General features: G+C 67.5%; 18 protein-coding genes and 3 pseudogenes. 4 read left to right on the forward strand and 17 right to left on the reverse strand.

Annotation, left to right across the window (positions count from 1 at the left end; genetic code table 11):
• Positions 1 to 133, forward strand: a pseudogene (locus QH196_RS12380) (DNA-binding response regulator); the annotation flags it as partial.
• Positions 134 to 368: 235 nt separating this feature from the next.
• Here the strand turns inward: QH196_RS12380 and QH196_RS12385 are convergent.
• The 11 genes and pseudogenes from QH196_RS12385 to QH196_RS12430 form a co-directional block, all read right to left on the reverse strand.
• Positions 369 to 1,127 (reverse strand): annotated as a pseudogene (locus QH196_RS12385) (NADH-quinone oxidoreductase subunit J); the annotation flags it as partial.
• Positions 1,124 to 1,684 carry an NADH-quinone oxidoreductase subunit NuoI gene (gene nuoI / locus QH196_RS32350; protein ID WP_348538070.1) on the reverse strand — a complete coding sequence of 187 codons (561 nt, stop codon included), beginning with the start codon at positions 1,682 to 1,684 and terminating at the stop codon, positions 1,124 to 1,126. The pseudogene QH196_RS12385 and the gene nuoI, both read right to left, overlap by 4 nt.
• A gap of 15 nt (positions 1,685 to 1,699) precedes the next feature.
• Positions 1,700 to 2,935 (reverse strand): annotated as a pseudogene (gene nuoH, locus QH196_RS12390) (NADH-quinone oxidoreductase subunit NuoH); the annotation flags it as partial.
• On the reverse strand, positions 2,928 to 5,402 hold the full coding sequence (locus tag QH196_RS12395) for an NADH-quinone oxidoreductase subunit G (protein WP_280415921.1): 2,475 nt from the start codon (positions 5,400 to 5,402) through the stop codon (positions 2,928 to 2,930). The gene QH196_RS12395 and the pseudogene nuoH, both read right to left, overlap by 8 nt.
• A complete protein-coding gene (gene nuoF, locus QH196_RS12400) occupies positions 5,399 to 6,727 on the reverse strand; it encodes an NADH-quinone oxidoreductase subunit NuoF (protein WP_280415922.1) in 1,329 nt (442 codons plus the stop codon). The genes QH196_RS12395 and nuoF overlap by 4 nt, the downstream gene beginning before the upstream one ends.
• A complete protein-coding gene (gene nuoE / locus QH196_RS12405) occupies positions 6,724 to 7,443 on the reverse strand; it encodes an NADH-quinone oxidoreductase subunit NuoE (RefSeq protein WP_280415923.1) in 720 nt (239 codons plus the stop codon). The genes nuoF and nuoE overlap by 4 nt, the downstream gene beginning before the upstream one ends.
• Positions 7,440 to 8,822 carry an NADH-quinone oxidoreductase subunit D gene (locus QH196_RS12410; protein WP_280415924.1) on the reverse strand — a complete coding sequence of 461 codons (1,383 nt, stop codon included), beginning with the start codon at positions 8,820 to 8,822 and terminating at the stop codon, positions 7,440 to 7,442. Before QH196_RS12410 ends, nuoE begins: the two co-directional genes overlap by 4 nt.
• Positions 8,822 to 9,547 (reverse strand): NADH-quinone oxidoreductase subunit C, encoded by a 726-nt coding sequence (locus QH196_RS12415; protein ID WP_280415925.1) that lies wholly within the window; start codon positions 9,545 to 9,547, stop codon positions 8,822 to 8,824. The genes QH196_RS12410 and QH196_RS12415 overlap by 1 nt, the downstream gene beginning before the upstream one ends.
• A complete protein-coding gene (locus QH196_RS12420; RefSeq protein ID WP_280415926.1) occupies positions 9,544 to 10,098 on the reverse strand; it encodes a NuoB/complex I 20 kDa subunit family protein in 555 nt (184 codons plus the stop codon). The genes QH196_RS12415 and QH196_RS12420 overlap by 4 nt, the downstream gene beginning before the upstream one ends.
• A gap of 69 nt (positions 10,099 to 10,167) precedes the next feature.
• Complete coding sequence (locus QH196_RS12425; protein WP_033241829.1) at positions 10,168 to 10,548, reverse strand: NADH-quinone oxidoreductase subunit A; 381 nt, start codon at positions 10,546 to 10,548, stop codon at positions 10,168 to 10,170.
• A 271-nt stretch (positions 10,549 to 10,819) separates the two neighbouring features.
• Complete coding sequence (locus QH196_RS12430) at positions 10,820 to 11,164, reverse strand: hypothetical protein (protein WP_280415966.1); 345 nt, start codon at positions 11,162 to 11,164, stop codon at positions 10,820 to 10,822.
• A gap of 159 nt (positions 11,165 to 11,323) precedes the next feature.
• On the opposite strand from QH196_RS12430, the gene QH196_RS12435 reads away from it, so the two are divergent.
• On the forward strand, positions 11,324 to 11,728 hold the full coding sequence (locus QH196_RS12435) for an NUDIX hydrolase (RefSeq protein WP_280415927.1): 405 nt from the start codon (positions 11,324 to 11,326) through the stop codon (positions 11,726 to 11,728).
• 111 nt (positions 11,729 to 11,839) lie between these two features.
• Here the strand turns inward: QH196_RS12435 and QH196_RS12440 are convergent, their stop codons facing one another.
• The 6 genes from QH196_RS12440 to QH196_RS12465 all read right to left on the reverse strand — a co-directional run bounded on the left by QH196_RS12440 (position 11,840) and on the right by QH196_RS12465 (position 16,791).
• A complete protein-coding gene (locus QH196_RS12440) occupies positions 11,840 to 12,460 on the reverse strand; it encodes a GTP-binding protein (RefSeq protein WP_051157594.1) in 621 nt (206 codons plus the stop codon).
• A complete protein-coding gene (locus QH196_RS12445; RefSeq protein WP_033241831.1) occupies positions 12,441 to 12,815 on the reverse strand; it encodes a DUF742 domain-containing protein in 375 nt (124 codons plus the stop codon). The genes QH196_RS12440 and QH196_RS12445 overlap by 20 nt, the downstream gene beginning before the upstream one ends.
• A gap of 16 nt (positions 12,816 to 12,831) precedes the next feature.
• The gene (locus QH196_RS12450) at positions 12,832 to 13,251 is read right to left on the reverse strand and encodes a roadblock/LC7 domain-containing protein (protein WP_033241832.1); all 420 of its coding nucleotides are present in this window, start codon (positions 13,249 to 13,251) and stop codon (positions 12,832 to 12,834) included.
• On the reverse strand, positions 13,252 to 15,597 hold the full coding sequence (locus QH196_RS12455) for a sensor histidine kinase (protein ID WP_280415928.1): 2,346 nt from the start codon (positions 15,595 to 15,597) through the stop codon (positions 13,252 to 13,254).
• A gap of 190 nt (positions 15,598 to 15,787) precedes the next feature.
• The gene (locus QH196_RS12460) at positions 15,788 to 16,180 is read right to left on the reverse strand and encodes a DUF779 domain-containing protein (RefSeq protein ID WP_280415929.1); all 393 of its coding nucleotides are present in this window, start codon (positions 16,178 to 16,180) and stop codon (positions 15,788 to 15,790) included.
• A 302-nt stretch (positions 16,181 to 16,482) separates the two neighbouring features.
• Entirely contained in the window at positions 16,483 to 16,791 is a 309-nt protein-coding gene (locus QH196_RS12465; protein WP_280415930.1) for a hypothetical protein, read from the reverse strand.
• A gap of 122 nt (positions 16,792 to 16,913) precedes the next feature.
• Between QH196_RS12465 and QH196_RS12470 the strand changes: the two genes are divergently transcribed.
• Both QH196_RS12470 and QH196_RS12475 read left to right on the forward strand, forming a co-directional pair.
• On the forward strand, positions 16,914 to 17,795 hold the full coding sequence (locus tag QH196_RS12470; RefSeq protein ID WP_280415931.1) for a TIGR03621 family F420-dependent LLM class oxidoreductase: 882 nt from the start codon (positions 16,914 to 16,916) through the stop codon (positions 17,793 to 17,795).
• 227 nt (positions 17,796 to 18,022) lie between these two features.
• Positions 18,023 to 19,564 (forward strand): flavin-containing monooxygenase, encoded by a 1,542-nt coding sequence (locus QH196_RS12475; RefSeq protein ID WP_280415932.1) that lies wholly within the window; start codon positions 18,023 to 18,025, stop codon positions 19,562 to 19,564.
• The last annotated feature ends 120 nt before the right edge of the window (positions 19,565 to 19,684 follow it).

The following is a 19,684-nucleotide window of genomic DNA, read 5'->3' on the forward strand; positions in this document are numbered from 1 at the left end:
GGTCGACGACGAGGCCATGATCGTCGAGCTGCTGACCGTGAGTTTGCGGTTCCAGGGGTTCGCGGTGGCCTCCGCGTCCGATGGTGCGCAGGCGCTGGATGTGGCGCGCAGATTCCGGCCGGATGCGGTGATCGGAGTGCGCGCAAGGCCTCTTCGCTGAAGGCGCGACACGAGTCGTAGCGGTCCGCGGGGTTCTTCGCCAGCGCCCGGTACAGCACCGCGTCGATGGCCGGCGGCTGTCCGGGGGCGCGCCGGGAGGCCGCGGGGGGAGGCCGGGCGCCGGGCGCCGGGGTTTCTCCGGTGCCGGGCGGCGCGGTATCGCCGGCGGGAGGTTCCGCGGTCGGTGCACCGACCGACAGGATCGCGGCATCGGTGAGCGCCCGGGTGCGGCGATGCCGCAGGATGGTGGAGACCGACAGTTCCTCGAAGGAACCGTCCGGGAGCCGGGCGGGGATATCGACGGCGTTGTGCCGGGCGTAGAAACCGGGTGTCGGCAGCGGTGTGGGCCGATGTCCGGGAACGCGGAACCGCTGCCGGGACAGTTCGCGCTGGCCGAGTTTGGAGACGAACTGCTCCCGGTGCGCCAGCAGCATGGCGCCGATGGTGGCGGCGATGAGCAGGGCTCCGGTGAGCTCGAACGCCCACATATACCGCACGAAGATCAACTCGGCGAGCGCGCCGATCACGTCCTGTCCGGGGAAACCGGTGGCGGGGAAGGTGATATCGGAACGCCGGATACCGTGCGCGATACCGGTGCAGAGCAGGATGCCGAAGCCGATCCCCACCACGGCGGCGGCGATACGCTGCCCGCGCAGGGTTTCCCGCAGGGATTCCGCGGAATCGACGCCCACGAGCATGAGGACGAACAGGAAGAGCATCATGACGGCGCCGGTGTACACGACGATCTGGACGACACCGAGGAACAGCGCATCCTGGGCGATATAGAAAACCGCCAGGCTGATCATCGTGGCGGCCAGGCAGATCGCCGAATGGACGGCCTTGGCCGCGAAAACCATACCCAGCGCACCGAGTACCGCCAGCGGTGCCAGGATCCAGAACTGGACGGCCTCGCCGGTTCCCGTCTCGGTGAGGGGAGCGGCGGCCACGAATGCGGTTGCGGGGCTCATCGGGTGCCTCCTTGTCCCGCGCCGGCGACGGGGCGCTCCGTATCGCCGTGGACGCGGCCGAGGTAGTAATCGGCCTCCGTGGTGCCCGGCTGCATGGCGTGTGGCGGGGCCTGCATATCCGGTGCCAGGGGCGCGAGGAGCCGGTCCTTCTCGTAGATGAGGTCGGCCCGGTTGTCGTCGGTGAGCTCGTAGTCGTTGGTCATCGTGAGCGCCCGGGTGGGGCAGGCCTCGATGCACAGGCCGCAGCCGATACAGCGCAGGTAGTTGATCTGATACACCCGGCCGTAGCGTTCACCGGGGGAGAAGCGTTCCTCCTCGGTGTTGTCGGCGCCCTCGACGTAGATGGCATCGGCCGGGCAGGCCCACGCGCACAGTTCGCAGCCGATACATTTCTCCAGCCCGTCCGGGTGCCGATTGAGCTGGTGGCGGCCGTGATATCGCGGCGCGGTGGGGACCTTTTCCTCGGGGTAGAACTCGGTATTGGGCTTTTTGAACATGGTGGCGGCGGTGACCGCGAAACCCGCCAGCGGTTCGAAGAGTCCGGCCGAGGAGGTGATGGTGGAGGTCCGTTCGGGAAGCGGCGGGGTCGGGAAGCCGAGGAAAACCTCGGAACCGCTCGGCTGCCCCGCGGTGGGGGCGGCGATCTCCTCGTCCGGCGGGAACTCCGGAGCCGGGGCGGGGATGCGGCCGGCGCGCAGGAACAACCCGATCAGCAGTGCGGTCACCAGCAGACCGGCGATCACCAGGATCGGCGTGGCCGCCGCATAACCTTCCAGATCGAGAACGCGGGCGGTGGCCACGACCATCACCCACGCCAGCGAGGCCGGAATCAGCAGTTTCCAGCCGAGGTTCATGAACTGGTCGTAGCGCAGCCGCGGCAGGGTGCCACGCAACCAGATGAAGACGAACAGGAACATCCACACCTTGGCGGTGAACCAGAGCAGCGGCCACCAGCCCGAATTCGCGCCCTCCCAGAGATTGATCGGGAACGGGGCACGCCAGCCGCCCAGGAACAGGGTGGTCGCCAGCGCGGACACCGTCGCCATGTTCACGTATTCGGCGAGCATGAACATCGCGAACTTCAGCGACGAGTACTCGGTGTGGAAACCGCCGACGAGTTCGCCTTCGGCTTCGGGCAGGTCGAACGGCGCACGGTTGGTCTCGCCGACCATGGAGATGCAGTAGATCAGGAACGACGGCAGCAGCAGGAACACGTACCAGGTGGGCTGCTGGGCCGCGATGATGCCCGAGGTCGCCATGGTGCCGCCGAGCAGGAACACGGCCGCGAAGCACAGCGCCATGGCGATTTCGTAGGAGATCACCTGGGCGGTGGAGCGCAGGCCACCGAGCAGCGGGTAGGTCGAACCGGAAGCCCAGCCGGCCAGCACGATTCCGTACACCCCGATCGAGGTGATCGCCAGAATGTAGAGCACACCCACGGGCAGATCGGTGAGCTGCAGCGCGGTCGGGTTCCCGAGGATCGACACCTCCGGCCCGAACGGGATCACCGCGAAGGCCATCACTGCGGCGATCACCGAGATGATCGGGGCGAGAACGAAAATCGGCTTATCGACGATCGCGGGGACGATGTCCTCCTTGAACGCCATCTTCACCCCGTCGGCCGCGCTCTGCAGCAAGCCTTTGGGGCCGACCCGGTTCGGCCCCACCCGCATCTGCATCCAGGCGACGACCTTGCGTTCCACCAGCACCCCGAACAGGACGGTCAGCAGCAGGAACACGAAAATGGCGACGGCTTTGGCCGCGACCAGCCACAGCGGGTCGAGGCCGAAAAGAGACAGATCAGTCATGGTCGGATGCCTCCGTCCGTTCGGCGCGCCGCACCGTGACGACGCTGCCCGGTCCGGCGCCCAGATCGGTATGCACCGAGCAGCCGGGTGAATTCATCGGCAGCCACACCACCCTGTCGGGCATGGGCGTCACCACCAACGGCAGAGTGACCGTGCCCTTTTCGGTGCCGACCGTGACCGGATCGCCGTCGGCCGCGCCCGCTTCCGCGGCGGTGGCCGCCGACATCCGCGCGACCGGCGCCCGGGCGATACCGGCGAGATTCGGCTCGCCGTCCTGGAGCCGGCCGCGGTCGAGCAGCATCCGCCAGCCGGCCAGGACCGCTGACCCGGCCGGGGGTGCGCTCAACGGGCCGGCCGGATAGGTGGGCGCAGCGGTGGTGGCTCCGGACCAGCCGGTGAGCCGGTCGAGTTCGGCGCGGGCGGCGGCGGTATCGGGCAGGCCCAGCGGTACACCGAGTTCCGCGGCGAGGCTGTGCAGTACCCGCTGGTCCGACATCGGCGCCGCGGTACGGCGCACCGTGCTCTCGGTCAGCGCCGCGGCGAACGGCCGCGGGCGGCCCTCCCAGGTGCGGTAGGTACCGGATTTCTCCATCGCCGTCGCCACCGGGAACACCACATCGGCGTACGCGGTCACCTCGCTGTGCCGCTGTTCCAGGGAGATCACGAAATCCGCCCCGGCGAGCGTGGCCCGGGCCGCGGCCGGATCGGGCAGGTCGGCGAGTTCGACACCGCCGACGACGAGGGTACCGACCCGGCCGGTGCCGTCGAGGATCATGCCGGTATCACGCCCCGGCCCGGCCGGTAATTCGCCGGCGTTCCAGACCTGGCAGACCTGACGCCGGGCCTCGGGGTCGGTGACGGGCCGGCCGCCCGGGAGCAGCCCCGGCAGAGCACCCGCTTCCACCGCGCCGCGTTCACCCGCCCGGCGCGGCACCCACGCGAGCGCGGCGCCGGTATCGGCGGCCAGCCGGATCGCCGCCGACAACGCCCCGGGGACCGCGGCCAATCGTTCGCCGGCCAGGATCACCGCGCCGGGCTCGCGCAGCAGCCGTGCCAGGTCCGCCGAGACGTGCTCGGATTCGGGCGAGGGCGCGGGCCCGCCGAGAGCGGCGAGGGCCTGCGCTTCGGCACCCGGCACCGTCGGTAGCAGGATGCCCGACATTCGTTCCAGACCGCGGGAGGCGTACGGAGCGATGGAGTAGACGGGCAGGGCCCGGGTGCGCGCCTGCTTACGCAGCCGCAGGAACACGATGGGCGATTCCTCCTCGGGCTCGAAACCCGCGAGCAGCACCACCGGCGCGGTGTCGAGACTGTCGTAGGTGACGGAGTCGGGATGGCCGGCGACCCATGCGCCGAGGAACTCGGCCTCCTCCGCAGAATGGGCGCGGGCGCGGAAATCGATATCGTTGGTGCCCAGGACCATCCGGGCGAATTTCGCGTAAGCGTAGGCCTCCTCCTCGGTGACCCGCCCGCCCGGCAGTACCGCCGCATTCCCCACTCCGGCGCGCAGCCCACGCGCAGCAGCGGCCAGGGCCTCCGACCACGAACAGGGCGCCAGCTCACCGTCGGGACCACGGAGCAGCGGTGTGGTGATCCGGTCCCGTTCGGTGGCGTAGGCGAAAGCCCACCGGCCCTTGTCGCAGTTCCATTCCTCGTTGACCTGCGGATCGTCACCGGCCAACCGGCGCATCACCTTCCCGCGCCGGTGGTCGGTGCGTTGCGCGCACCCCGAGGCGCAGTGTTCGCAGACACTGGGACTGGACACCAGGTCGAAGGGCCGGGCCCGGAACCGGTAGCTCGTTCCGGTGAGCGCACCGACCGGGCAGATCTGCACGGTGTTCCCGGAGAAATACGAGTCGAGCGGTGCGTGCTCGGCGGTGCCGACCTGCTGCAGCGCGCCGCGATCGAGTAGTTCGATGAACGGATCTCCGGCGATCTGCTGGGAGAAACGGGTGCAGCGCGCGCACAGCACACAGCGTTCCCGATCCAGCAGTACCGCGCTCGACAGCGGAATCGGTTTGGGAAAGGTGCGTTTGACACCTTCGAACCGGGATTCGGTACGCCCGGTGGACATCGCCTGGTTCTGCAGCGGGCATTCGCCGCCCTTATCGCAGACCGGGCAGTCCAGCGGATGGTTGATCAGCAGCAGTTCCATCACACCCTGCTGCGCGTTCTCCGCGGCCGGCGAACTCAACTGGGTGCGGGCCACCATGCCCTCGGTGACCGCCATGGTGCACGAGGCGACCGGTTTGCGCTGACCCTCCACTTCCACCAGGCATTGCCGGCAGGCGCCCACGGGCGCGAGCAACGGATGATCGCAGAATCGCGGAATCTGGACCCCGATCAGCTCGGCGGCGCGGATGAGCAGTGTTCCCGGCGGGACGCTCACCGTAGTGCCGTCGATGGTGAGGGTGACCAGGTCGGCGGGCTGCAGATCGGCGGAATCGGAACGGACGGTAGCTGTCATCGGATTACCTCTCCGGCCGCGGTCGGGGCCCAGGCGGTGGCGCGCGCCGGGTCGAAGGGGCAGCCACCTCGTTCCAGATGGGCGATGTATTCGTCGCGGAAGTACTTCATGGAGGACACGATCGGGCTGGCGGCGCCGTCGCCGAGCGCGCAGAACGATTTACCGTTGATGGTGTCGGCGATATCCAGGAGTTTGTCCAGATCGGCCGAGGTGCCGAGACCGGCTTCGAGCCGGGTGAGCAGCTGCACCAGCCAGTAGGTGCCCTCCCGGCACGGCGTGCATTTTCCGCACGATTCGTGCGCGTAGAACTCCGTCCAGCGCAGGACGGCCCGGACCACACAGGTGGTGTCGTCGAAGATCTGCAGCGCCTTGGTGCCCAGCATCGACCCGTGCGCCATCACATTCTCGTAATCCAGTGGTACGTCGAGATGTTCGGCGGTGAACAGCGGGGTAGAGGAGCCGCCCGGGGTCCAGAACTTCAGTTCATGGCCCGCCCGGATGCCGCCCGCGTAGCCGAGCAGTTCCCGCAGCGTCACCCCGAGAGGCGCCTCGTACTGACCCGGCCGGGTAACGTGCCCGGACAGCGAGTACAGCGTGAAACCGGGCGATTTCTCGGTGCCCATCGCACGGAACCAGCTCGGCCCGTTCCGGAGGATCGGTGGCACGCTGGCGATGGATTCGACATTGTTGACGACCGTCGGGCTGGCGTAGAGCCCGGCGACGGCGGGAAACGGCGGCCGCAGCCGGGGCTGGCCGCGGCGGCCCTCCAGCGAATCCAGGAGCGCGGTTTCCTCACCGCAGATATAGGCGCCGGCGCCCGCGTGCACGGTGAGTTCGAGGTCGTAACCGGAGCCGAGGATATCGGCGCCGAGCAGTCCGGCGGCGTAGGCTTCCGCGACGGCGGCCTGCAACCGGCGCAGCACCGGCACCACCTCACCGCGCACATAGATGAACGCATGCGCGGCCCGGATGGCGTAGGCCGCGATGATCACACCTTCGATCAGCGAATGCGGGGACGCGAGCATCAAGGGGATGTCCTTGCAGGTGCCCGGCTCGGATTCGTCGGCGTTGACCACCAGATAGTGCGGTTTCACCGTGCCGTCGGGTTCCGGATCCTGCGGGATGAAACCCCATTTCATCCCGGTGGGGAAACCGGCCCCGCCGCGGCCGCGCAGCCCGGCGTCCTTGACCGTCGCGATGACCTCGTCGGGCGCCATGGCGAACGCGATCGGCAGCGCCTCGTACCCCTGGTGCGCGCGGTAGGTGTCGAGGGTCCAGGAGTTCGGCAGATTCCAATACCTGCTCAGTACCGGAGTCAAGGTCATCGCGCACCGTCCTCGTCGGTCTCCGGGACCTCGGGGGCACGCATTCCCTGTTCGCGCGCGATATCCAGACCCGCCAGCGTCGGACCGCCCGGGTCGCCGTCCAGCACACCGGGGCGGGTATCGGGGAACCCGGCCAGTACGCGTGCGGTCTCGCGGAAGGTGCACAGTGGCGCTCCCCGGGTCGGCCGGACCGATTGCCCGTCGCGGAGATCGTCGACCAGGGTCTTCGCCGATTCGGGTGTCTGGTTGTCGAAGAATTCCCAGTTCACCATGACGACCGGCGCGTAATCGCAGGCGGCGTTGCATTCGATGTGCTCGAGGGTGATCTTGCCGTCCGCGGTGGTCTCCCCGTGCGTGATCCCCAGATGCTCACGCAGTGTGGCGAGGATGGCGTCGCCGCCGAGCACCGCGCACAGCGTATTCGTGCAGACACCGACGTGGTATTCACCGGTGGGAGTGCGCCGGTACATGGAGTAGAAGGTCGCCACCGCCGTCACCTCGGCGCCGGTCAGGCCCAGTAGTTCGGCGCAGAACTCGATACCGGTGCTGCTCACGAAGCCCTCTTCCGACTGCACCAGGTGCAGCAGCGGCAACAGGGCCGAACGCGGTTGCGGGTATCGGCCGATGATCTCTTTCGCCTCCGGTTCCAACCGGGCCCGGACCTCGTCCGGATAGGGTTGCGGCCGCGTGCTCAGGCGCAGCAGGATCTCGGTCATCGGTCCACCCCGCCCATCACCGGGTCGATACTGGCCACGGCGGCGATCACATCGGCGACCATGCCGCCCTCGCACATCGCGGCGACCGCCTGCAGGTTGGTGAAGGACGGATCGCGATAGTGCACGCGATACGGCCGGGTACCGCCGTCGCTGACCATATGCACCCCCAGCTCCCCGCGCGGTGATTCCACCGCCGCGTAGACCTGCCCCGGCGGCACCCGGATGCCCTCGGTGACCAGTTTGAAATGGTGGATGAGCCCCTCCATGGAGGTGCCCATGATCTTGCCGATATGCCGCGGTGAGTTCCCGAGCCCGTCCTCGCCGAGGGTGAGATCCGCCGGCCAGGCGATCTTCTTGTCCGAAACCATCACCGGGCCGGGACGCAGCCGGTCCAGGCACTGTTCCACGATTTTCAGCGACTCCTTCATCTCCTCGATCCGGATGAGGTAGCGGCCGTAGCAGTCGCAGGTATCGGTGGTGGGGATATCGAATTCGTAGTTCTCGTATCCGCAGTAGGGCATGGCCTTGCGCAGATCGTGCGGGAGCCCGGTGGACCGCAGCACCGGTCCGGTGACACCGAGGGCGATACATCCGGTGAGGTCGAGGTAACCGATACCCTCGGTGCGGGCTTTGAAGATCGGGTTATGGGTGAGTAGATGTTCCATATCGCGGAGCCGTTTCGGCATGAGCTCCAGCAGTTCCCGCACCTTCGTGACCCCGTCGTCGGGGAGGTCCTGGGCGATACCGCCGGGCCGGATATAGGCGTGATTCATCCGCAGGCCGGTGATGGCCTCGAAAACATCCAGAATCAGTTCCCGCTCCCGGAACCCGAACAGCATCGGGGTGAGCGCACCGAGCTCCATACCTCCCGTGGCGAGCGCCACCAGATGTGAGGAGATGCGGTTGAGCTCCATGAGCAGCACCCGGATCACGGTGGCTCGCTCGGGAATATCGTCGGTGATTCCGAGCAGGCGTTCCACGCCCAGGCAGAAGGCGGTCTCGTTGTAGAACGGGGACAGATAGTCCATCCGGGTGACGAAGGTGACGCCCTGCGCCCAGGTCCGGAATTCCAGATTCTTCTCGATCCCGGTGTGCAGGTAGCCGATTCCGCAGCGGGCCTCCACCACTGTTTCGCCCTCGATCTCGAGGATGAGCCGCAGCACCCCGTGCGTCGACGGATGCTGGGGTCCCATATTGACGACGATGCGTTCTTCCCCGGCGCCGCGCAGCGCATCGGCGACATCGTCCCAATCCTGGCCCGCGACCGTCACCACCGGCTGATCGGATTCCGTGCCCGGCGCGGCAGGGGTCGTCCCGGTTCCGGAGTCGTCGTGGCCCGGGCCGCCGGAAACCCCGGGCCGGATATCGATTTCACTCATCAGCTGTAGGCCCTCCGCTCATCGGGCGGCGGAATGCGCGCGCCCTTGTATTCGACCGGTATCCCGCCGAGCGGGTAGTCCTTGCGCTGTGGGTGCCCGCGCCAGTCGTCGGGCATGGTGATCCGGGTCAGCGAGGGATGCCCGTCGAACCGGATACCGAAGAAGTCGTAGGTTTCCCGTTCGTGCCAGTCGCAGGTCGGGTACACGCGGTACAGCGAGGGAATATGCGGGTCCGCATCGGGTGCCGCCACTTCGAGGCGCAGCCGCCGGCCGTGCGTGATCGAGTTCAGGTGGTAGACGGCGTGCAGTTCGCGGCCCGTCTCGTCGGGATAGTGCACGCCGCTCACTCCGAGGCATAGTTCGAAACGCAGGGCGGGATCGTCGCGTAATGCCCGCGCCACCGCCACCAGATGGTCGCGGCGCACATGCAGGGTGAGTTCGTCACGGTCCACGACCACTTTTTCGATCGCCGCGTCGAAGCCGGCGCCGGTGTTCAGTGCGGTGCGCAGCAGGTCGACGACCGTATCGAAATAGCCACCATAGGGCGGGGGAGTACCTCCCGGCAGGGCGATCTCGTGCACGAGGCGCCCGTACCCGGAGGTGTCGCCGCTGCCGGAGATACCGAACATGCCGCGGCGGCGGCCGATCACCTCGTCGTGCGGTCCGATGGGCTGTTCCGGTTCGACGGCTCGGCTGTCGGTGGATTCGGGACGGTCGGTGCTCATCGCAGCAAACCCTCCATCCGGATCGTCGGGGTCGCGGCGAGGGCGGCCTGCTCCGCCGCCCGGATCGCCTCGGCGCGATTCACGCCCATCGGGGTGTGCTGGATCTTGTCGTGCAGCGTGATGATCGCGTTGAGCAGCATTTCCGGTCGCGGGGGGCAGCCCGGCAGGTAGATATCGACCGGCACCACATGGTCCACGCCCTGCACGATCGCGTAGTTGTTGAACATTCCGCCCGAGGACGCGCAAACCCCCATGGCCAGTACCCATTTCGGCTCGGTCATCTGGTCGTAGACCTGTCGCAGCACCGGCGCCATCTTCTGGCTGACCCGTCCCGCGACGATCATCAGATCGGCCTGCCGCGGTGAAGCCCGGAAAACCTCCATACCGAAACGCGCCGAATCGAATCGGCCGCCGCCGGTGGCCATCATCTCGATGGCACAGCAGGCCAGGCCGAACGTGGCCGGCCACAGCGACCCCTTGCGCATATACCCCGCCATGGCCTCGACCGTGCTGAGTACGAAACCGCTGGGCAGTTTCTCTTCCAAACCCATATCCGACTACTCCCTGGGGCTATGGGCCCGCGCCGGAACGCGGGCCGCGGCTGATCGGAGGTTCGCGGCTCAGTCCCAGCCGAGGCCACCGCGCCGCCATTCGTAGGCGTAGGCGACCGAGACGTTGACGATGAACAATGCCATCGCGACCAGGCCGAACACCCCGAGCGCATCGATATGGACCGCCCACGGGTAGAGGAACACGATCTCGATATCGAAAATGATGAAAAGCATCGCGGTGAGGTAGTACTTCACCGGAAAGCGTTGGCCGGTTGTGCTTCCCGCGCCCCCGGCCACCGCGTGCGGGGTCGGTTCGATACCGCATTCGTAGGCTTGCAGTTTCGCGCGGTTATAGCGTTTCGGGCCGATGAGGCCGGCGATCAGGACCGAGATGATCGCGAACGCGGCGGCAACCGCGCCGAGGACCAATATCGGCAGTTCGGTGTTCACGACTGCGCTTCCCCTCCTTGCGAACTCCGGGCCCCGGCGGTTGTGCCGCGGGGCCCGCGAACGGGGCCGGGCGGTCGATGCGTACGGCCCGCGCCGCCGGATCGTCCCCGAAATCGAGAATGGGCTGGGGGCAGATTTCGGCGTCGCGGGTTATTTCATCTCCCGCGCTCATGTGAGCTACAGCACAGCCTACAACCGTCGCGGCAGGATGAACGGGGATTCACGGACCCGTTTGATCGAATTCGGGACTGAGATTTATGAGCGAATGAACCTAATCGGCCAAGGTGGCCGGACGGCGGCGCAGTAGGTCGACCACGAGCTCGGTGAGCTTCAGCGGGTCGATCGGATGGGAGGCGACGGCCTCGGCGCGCGACCAGTTCGCCAGCCACGCGTCGTCCGCGCGGCCGGTGAGCACGATCAGCGGCGGGCATTCGGCGAGCTCGTCCTTGAGCTGTTTGGCCAGGCCCAGCCCGCCGACCGGGGCGGATTCACCGTCCAGAACAGCCAGATCGGCCGCGCCGGCATCCATTCGTTCCAATACCACCGGGGCGGTGGCGACCTCGAGGTATTCGAGCGGGGGTAGGTCCGGATGCGGGCGGCGCCCGAGCGCCACCATCACCTGACTCCGGGTGTCGGCGTCGTTGCTGTAGACCAGGACCCGCAGTACGGCGGGAGGATTCGCATCGGCCACGTTCGCATGGTACGTCCGCGACCGCGCGGTTGGGGGCAGCTTGGCCGAGATGGTCCGCGCGCGGCGCTGGTCTAAGCTGCCGGCGTGACGGACGAATTGGTCGGTGAGCTCATCGATACGGTGGCCTGGGTGCTGACCGTGGACGGGCGGATCCTGTGCGCCCGCCCGGCGGGTAAGGAGATCTTCTACATACCGGGCGGAAAACGCGAAGCGGGTGAATCCGATGAACAGACCCTGGTGCGCGAGATCGCCGAAGAGCTCACCGTCGCGCTGGTCGCCGGAACCGTCGAACCGGTGGGCGTCTACGAGGCAGTCGACGGTACGGCCCGGGTACGGATGAGCTGCTACCGCGCCGACTACCGGGGACAGCTGACCGCGAGCAGCGAAATCGCCGAAATCGCCTGGTTCGGCTACGCCGACCGACCGCACGTACCCCCGGTGGATCAGCTGCTCTTCGACGAACTGCACGCGGCGGGCGCCCTGCGCTGAGTATCGGCTGTGCCTGTTGTGCCGGAGCGCGGGCCCGGCGTGGTTACGCTGCGCTACCGCCTCCGGACCCGATGCGCTCCGGCGGAGCCGGCGAGCGGCTCCGCCGGCGGATCACCCGGGGTTGGCGGTCAGATCGGGCCGGGTGGCCCGATCGATCAGATACTCGATCAAGCTGAGCAGCACATTCTTCGCCGAAACCCGATCACGGGCGTCGCAGAGCATCACCGGCATCGAGCCGTCGAGATCGAGGGCGTCGCGGACCTCGTCCACGGTGTAGCGGGGTGCCCCGTCGAAACAGTTGACCGCCACGAGGAACGGTAGCCCGCGGCGTTCGAAGTAGTCGATGGCGGCGAAGGAGTTCCCGAGCCGGCGCGTATCGGCCAGGACCACCGCACCCAGCGCGCCCCGCGCCAATTCGTCCCACAGGAACCAGAAACGGTCCTGGCCGGGCGTGCCGAACAGGTACAGCACCAGATCCTTGTCGATGGTGATCCGGCCGAAGTCCAGCGCCACCGTCGTGGTGGTCTTGGATTCGACACCCGACAGATCATCGATCCCGGTACTGAGTTCGGTGATCATCTCCTCGGTCCGCAGCGGCGGGATCTCACTGATCGAGGCCACCATGGTGGTTTTTCCGACGCCGAAGCCGCCGGCGATGAGGACCTTGACCGACGCGGCCAGGGCCGGCGCCGCGGGGTCGATCCGGGCAGGGTCAAATTTTTCGGATTCCATCCAGTACCGCTCGCAATATGTTGAAGTCGCCGGGTCCGGACTCCATCTGCACCGGAGTCCGGAAGATCAGATGGCTGTCACCGATCAGATCTCCGACGAGAATCTTGGTCACCGCCAGCGGCAGTTTCAAGGCGGCTGCCACCTCCGCCACTGTCTGTGGTTCCGTGCACAACTGCACGATATCGAGATATTCGGGTTCGGTACGACGTAGTGGCGGGGCTCCGCGAGCTCTGACCACGATGGTGAGCATATCCAGATCGTGTCCGGCACCGACGGTCCGGCCCCGGGTGATCGCATACGGCCGCACCAGCGGTCCGGCATCGTCGTCGAACCAGGAATCCCGTGTACCGGTCATCGCCGTATCGCTGTTCTCACGGTTGCTGTGGTCGGTCCCCGGTTCCGCTGCGGGAACTGGTCGAGAGATGAGTACCGACGCGCTGTACGGTCAGATTCATCTCGTAGGCCACCATGCCGAGATTGGCGTCGGCGGCGGCCTGGACCGCGATACAGGCGTTATCGCCGGCTGAGGTCACGAACAGTACGGCCCGATCGAGTTCGATCACCGCCTGCCGGACGTTACCGCCCTCGAAACGTGCGCCCGCGCTACGGGCCAGGCCGTGCAGGGTCGACGACATCGCCGCGAAATGCTCGGCCTCGGTGCGGTCCATTTTCGAGGAGTGGCCGAGCAGCATTCCGTCGGTGGACAGTACGACCGCCAGCCGGACCCCCGCGAGTCGCTCGACGAGATCGTCGAGCAGCCAGTTCAGGTCACCTTGAGTGGAAGTTGACACTTAGCCTTCCTGTTCATCCGGGGATGCGCCGTCCGGCGCCGGGTTCGCGGCGCCGGAATCCGTGGCGGGCAGGGGCCTGCGGCCCTGCCGGGTACCGTTCTCGATCGCCGCCATCAGATCTCGGGCTTGTTCGGCCGAGCGCGGCCGCGCCGTTGCGGCCTGCTGGGCGCCCGAATCTTCCGGTCGCGGTGCGACTTTAGCCTGCCTGGTGCGGCGTGGTAAAGCCGGACGACCGTCGGGCAGTACCTCCGGTTCGGCGGTGGTCGCGCCGGTCTCCGCCGCCGCGGCCTCCGCCGGCGCCGGATCGGGGCGAGCGGCGGGCCGCGGGCGGTCCTCGACGAGGGTGGCCGCCGGGGCTTCGGCGCGTTCCTCGGGTGCCGGGGGCGGGACCGGGGCAGCCGGCCGCGTCAGTCCCGTCAGCGGCGCGGTTTCCTCCGCGGGGTCGGTGAGCAGTGCGGACGGGATGATCACGACCGCACGCACACCGCCGTACTCCGATTCCCACAGTCGTACCGAGATACCGTGCCGGTGGGCCAGCTGCGCGACCACGAAGATCCCCAGCCGCGAATCCCGCTGCAGTGAGGCGACCTCGAAATCGGGCGGGCTCTCCAGGATCTCGTTGAGCCGGTCGCGGCTGTCGGCGGGGATCCCCATACCCTGATCGGTGATCTCGACGGCCACCCCCTTGCCGATGACCGATCCGGTCACCTGGACTCGCGACTGTGGCGGCGAGAACGAGGTCGCGTTGTCGACGAGTTCGGCGAGCAGATGGATGAGGTCGCCGACCGCGCTACCCGCCACCCGCAATTCGGGCAGCCGGGCCAGGCGTACCCGCGGATAGTCCTGGGTTTCGCCGACGGCGCTGCGCACCAGATCGACCAGCGGTACGGGGGTGCGCCACTGGCGGCCCGGTTTCCCGCCGCCGAGCACGATGAGGTTCTCCGCGTTACGGCGTTCGCGGGTGGCGAGATGGTCGAGTTTGAACAAGACGTCCAGCATCGCCGGATCTTCTTCACGCCGTTCGGCCTCGTCGAGGATCTCGAGCTGTTTGTGCACCACGATCTGGCTGCGGTGCGCGATATTCAGGAAGATCGATTTGACGCCTTCGCGGTTGCGGGCCTCGGTGACGGCGGCCGTGACGGCCACCGCGTGCGCGTGCTCGAATGCGGTGGCCACCGCACCGAGTTCGTCGTGACCGAAATCGAGTTTCGCGGCGGCCGCGGCATCATCGACGTCCTCCCCGGCGCGGAGCCGGTCGAGCATATCCGGCAGTCGTTCGTCGGCCAGGGCCAGCGTATGATCGCGCAACCGCACCAGGCGGTGGATGAACCGGTTGGCCAGCACCAGGGAGATACCGAACGCCGCCGCGGAGATCACCAGGACGGCGAGCCCGATCAGCAGGGATTGCGTCGTGGTGCGGGCCGCGGCATCCAGCGAGGCCTGCTGCATGACCAGGTTCTGCTCGTCCCAGAGTTCGAGCATCTCGTGATCGAGATGATCGGCCGCGCCCTGCCAGGCGGCGAACTGGGCGGGCGGCAGACCCGAGGAGTCGTCGTCGGCGCTCGGGAGGCTACGGGCGATGAGGGTGTTCTCGGTGCGGGTCAGCAGCTGCCACTGCGGGCTGCTGAGTAGATTGTTCAGCCGTTCACCGAGCTCCGGGGCGAGCTCACGGGCCAGCAGCGCGGTTTCGGTGTGGTAGAAGCCGGTCTGCTGGATGTACTCCTCGGGCAGGGCCACCGGCTTGCCGGATCGCAATGCCGCTCCGGCCAGTGCATGACTGCGGGAGGTGGCCTCCAGCATGTGCATGATTCGGGTGGCGAGGGTGAGCTGGGTGGCCGAATGTGCGTCGGGCGCGAAGGACTGCGAGATCTGCGCGCCGACCGCGAGTGCGTCGAGCAGGCGCGCGTAGAAAGTGTAGGCGTCCCCCGGAGAGACCGCGCGGCTGTCGACGGCGCCCCGGATATTGCCCAGTTGCTGGATGAGCGTGGCGAACGAGCCGACATCGTCGGTGATCTGATCGGGTTGCAGGTTGCGCAGCTCCTGGGAAGCGTCGAGGAGGCCGCGCAGCGCCTGCTCGCTGTCGGGGCGTACGGCGGCCAGCGCATCGGCCGCGGCGGAATCACCGGTGAGGAAGGCAAGCGTGAGCCGGCGTTCGTTCTGAACGATCTCGTACACCGTGCGGGTGGGGCCGGAGGCCGCCCGCATCGCCTCGGTCACCTGGCGGTCGTGCTGGCCCTGGTCGATCAGATAGCCGGTCGCGCCCACACCGACCACCAACAGGGTCAAACTCGGGATGAGCGCGATCGCCAGGATCCGGGCGCGGACACCGAGCCTCGCTCTGAACATCGCCACAAAGTAACCTTTCGACCCGCTTCCGGCACATCGGATCCCATTGAACAGGACTCCCTTCGACCTCGCGACCGGCAGCGGTGTAGGCCGCGTGAACGTGCCCGGGATCGAGTGTGGCAGCGACTGCCGAGGACCGTCCGCGCGGGCGTGATCATCGCCCATCCGGAAGAGGCGAGGATCGGGCGATTCAGCCCCGGTTACGTTTGCGGGACTCGAAGGCGGCGGCCTCGGCGGCGCTGAGCCGGCGGGCGCGCAGCAGGAAAACCGCGGTATCCGCGGTGGCTTCGGCACCGTCCGGCGGCGGCCCGGTATCGGCGGGGACGTCCACGGTCAGGTGGTCGCGTTCGAAATACTTGTACGCCTGCTCGCTCATCCACAGTTCGGTATGCCAGGCCAACCGGCCGAAGAGGGTATCGCCCTCGGCCGCCCGGAAATCGCGGATGGGCAACCAGGTCGGCGCCGGTTCGCCCGTATCGTGATGGGGCAGGTAGAGCAGGATGGGGCCGTGCTGTTCGATCAATTCGCGTAACGCGTTGCGGGCCCTGTCGGTTACCGCCACCCGGTCGCTGCGATACGCCATCAGGAACTCCGTGCCACACCGCGGCACCGCGGCGCTACCGATCCGATCCGATGAAACATTGCGCGCTCCTTGCACCTAGTCTCCGGCGCCGGCACCGGCCGGGCGCACCGATTCCGGCTCGCCGCAGCCCGGTATCCGGATCGCTACTTCGCCAGCACTTTTGCGAACACATTCTTGCGTATCCCGTTTTCCGGGGCGAGGGGGCGTGGGTGGTCCGGCGAAAAGGCTTGTGGTATAGGGCAAATGGTTGCGCGCGAGGGGCCCGTCGCCCGATCCTCCGGCACCGGCGGCGCGGTAGCCGGCTACTTCCGGATGAAGATGCCGGCCAGATCGGCCCGCTCGATGGGGGTATCGGCATTGGCCTGGACGGTGCACAGGCCGTCGACGGCGGCCATGGACAGGTCCACATTCGTACCGGTCGGCGCCTGACCGTGCTGTTCCTCGAGGAACTTGGTGATGGTGACGCGTTTGGTTTCCTGGTCCTGCGCGATGTACTCGCGGCAGGGTGTGTCGCCGCCCTTGTTCAGCGCCTGCTCGATCTCGGTGCACCCGGACAAAGCGAGCGCGGTGGCCGCGATCAACAGACCGAACCGGGCTTTCGTGGCGTTCATCGGCAATCCTCCTGGTGGCTCGGACCGGCGCCGCGCCTGCCCGGGACGTATACCCACCCTATGTCCGTCGACTCGCCGGTGCGGAGGGGGCGCGGTGAACCCGCGCGGGGTATGCAGAGGGTATGAGCTCACCGAGGGAATTCCGCTTCGGCGTCAACATGGTCGTGCCGGATTCGCGCGACGATTGGGTACGCAAATGCCGCCGGGCCGAGGAACTGGGGTACGACGTGATCGGCGTAGCCGATCATCTGGGCATGGCGCCGCCGTTTCCGGCGCTGGTGCTGGCGGCCGAGAACACCGAACGGGTACACCTGAACACGTTCGTGCTGAATGCGCCCTTCTACAACCCGGCGTTACTGGCCCGCGATATCGCCGGGACCGATCGGTTCGTCGAAGGACGGCTGGAACTGGGGCTGGGTGCGGGGTACGTGCGCGACGAATTCGAAACCGCCGGTATCCCGTTCGGTACCGGTGCGACCCGGGTGGCGTATCTCGAGCAGACCGTGCGGACGTTGCGCGACCTGTTCGCGGATCCCGGCTATGAACCTCAGCCGATGCGGCCGGGCGGCCCGCCGTTGCTGATCGGCGGCTGGGGTGATCGGATGCTCACGCTCGCCGCCCGCTACGCATCGGTTGTCGCATTGACCGGGGCTGCGACCACGGGCGCGGGCCCGCTGCGGCCGGCCGGCCCGGCGGAAATCGATGAACGCGTCCGGTTCGTCCGCGCGGCGCTGGGGGAGCGTGCCGCGGAGGTGGAGTTGAACATCCTGGTCCAGTCGGTGGTGCCCGCCGCCGGGCGCGACGAATTCCTCGACAGGTTCGGCTCGGCAGTCGAGCCCGAGGTGCTGGCCGCGGTGGACGAGTTGCCCACGGTGCTGCTGGGCGGTCCCCGCGAGATCGCCGATCGGCTGCGGGTCAACCGGGACCGGTTCGGCTTCGGCTATATCACCGTGCTCGAACCCGACCTGGAGACCTTCGCCCCGGTCATCGCCGAATTCCGGTGATCGGAGCAGGCGCGTTGCGGTGCCGGTGGCGGTCCTTTATGAGCAGGAGGGAAAATTGAGGTAAATATCACGTTGGTCGAGGTCGTGGCGGGGGAAACTGCGGAGTTCTCGACCTGAGGTACGGGGCTTGCCGGTGCCACCACTGATATCGGCTACTCTCGGTTACAGGTAAAAGGTGCGTCTGTCATGATCGACGGCGAACCCGGCACGAACAGACGAGGAACGCAATGACGCGGCATGTCGACGTACTGATCATCGGAGCCGGTCTGTCCGGTATCGATGTGGCCTGTCATCTGGAGAAGGAGAACACCGGGCGCAGCTACGCGATCCTGGAACGGCGGACCGCCATCGGCGGAACCTGGGACCTGTTCCGGTACCCGGGGATCCGATCCGACTCCGATATGTACTCCTTCGGCTACGGTTTCCGGCCCTGGCGCGGCACCAAGATGCTCGCCGACGGCGCCGCTATCCGCCGCTATCTCGAGGAGACCGCCGACGAGTACGGGGTCACCCCGCATATCCACTTCGGCCGGAAGGTGATCTCCGCGAGCTGGTCCAGTGCGGACAACCAGTGGACCGTCCGGGTCGTCGAGGAAGCAACCGGCGCCGAGGAACTGTGGACCGCCGGCTTCCTGGTCGGCTGTACCGGCTACTACGACTACGACCAGGGCTACCGGCCGTCGTTCCCCGGCGAAGAAAACTTCAGCGGGCAGATCGTCCACCCCCAGCACTGGCCCGAAGATCTCGACTACCGGGGCAAAAAAGTCGTGGTGATCGGCAGCGGGGCCACCGCCATCACGCTGGTGCCGTCGATGGTCGCCGACGCCGGCCATGTGACGATGCTGCAGCGTTCGCCCACCTATATCGCCTCGATCCCGGCCGACGATCCGGTCGCGATCGGCCTCACGAAAGTCAAATCCCCGGCCGCCCTCACCTATCAGGTCGGTCGCGCACGTAATATCGCCGTCCAGCAGGCCAGCTATCAGCTCTCGCGCAAACAACCGGCCCTGGCCCGGAAAATGTTCCTGAACTGGGTCCGGATGGCGGTCGGACCGGGTATCGATATGCGGCATTTCAGCCCGGATTACGCGCCCTGGGACCAGCGGCTGTGCGTGGTACCCGACGGCGACCTGTTCAAGGCCCTGCGCCGCGGACAGGCGTCCATCGTCACCGACACCATCGACACCTTCACCGAGAACGGGATCCGCCTCTCCTCGGGCACCGAGATCGACGCCGATATCGTCGTCACCGCCACCGGCCTGACCATCCAGATTCTGGGCGGCGCCACCCTGGAAGTCGACGGGGAGCCGGTGGTGACACGGGAGCGGGTCATGTACAAGGGTTCGCTGCTCGACGGTGTACCGAACGCGCTGATGGTCCTCGGCTACACCAACGCCTCGTGGACCCTGAAGGCCGATCTCGCCGCAGAATATTTCTGCAAGGTGCTCAACCGGATGCGGGACCGCGGCTATACGCGGTTCGTGGTGAACGCGCGCGAGGGCGACCGCTCCGACGTCTCGGTGATGGGTGGTGCGCTCAGTTCCGGCTATATCCAGCGCGGCGACGCGGTGATGCCGCGACAGGGCACCGGTGGACCGTGGAAGGTGGTCAACAGCTATTTCCGGGACCGCGCCTACCTGCGTAAGAGCCCGATCGAGGACGGCATTCTGACCTTCACCGACAGCAACGGCCGGTCGACCACCGGTTCCCGCCGCCCCGCCCGCACCGCCATGGACCGGCTCCCGCTGATCGGCTCGCGTACCGCCTGACGCCGAGACACCCGACCGGCGGCCAGGTCGTGACGGGCCCGGACGAGGAGTTCGGACCGGACGCCTGTGGAGTCGTCGCGAGCACAGTGAATCGGCGCGGGCGCCGAGGACGAACACACA

The organism is Nocardia carnea (assembly GCF_029868325.1).
Lineage (GTDB): Bacteria > Actinomycetota > Actinomycetes > Mycobacteriales > Mycobacteriaceae > Nocardia > Nocardia carnea_C.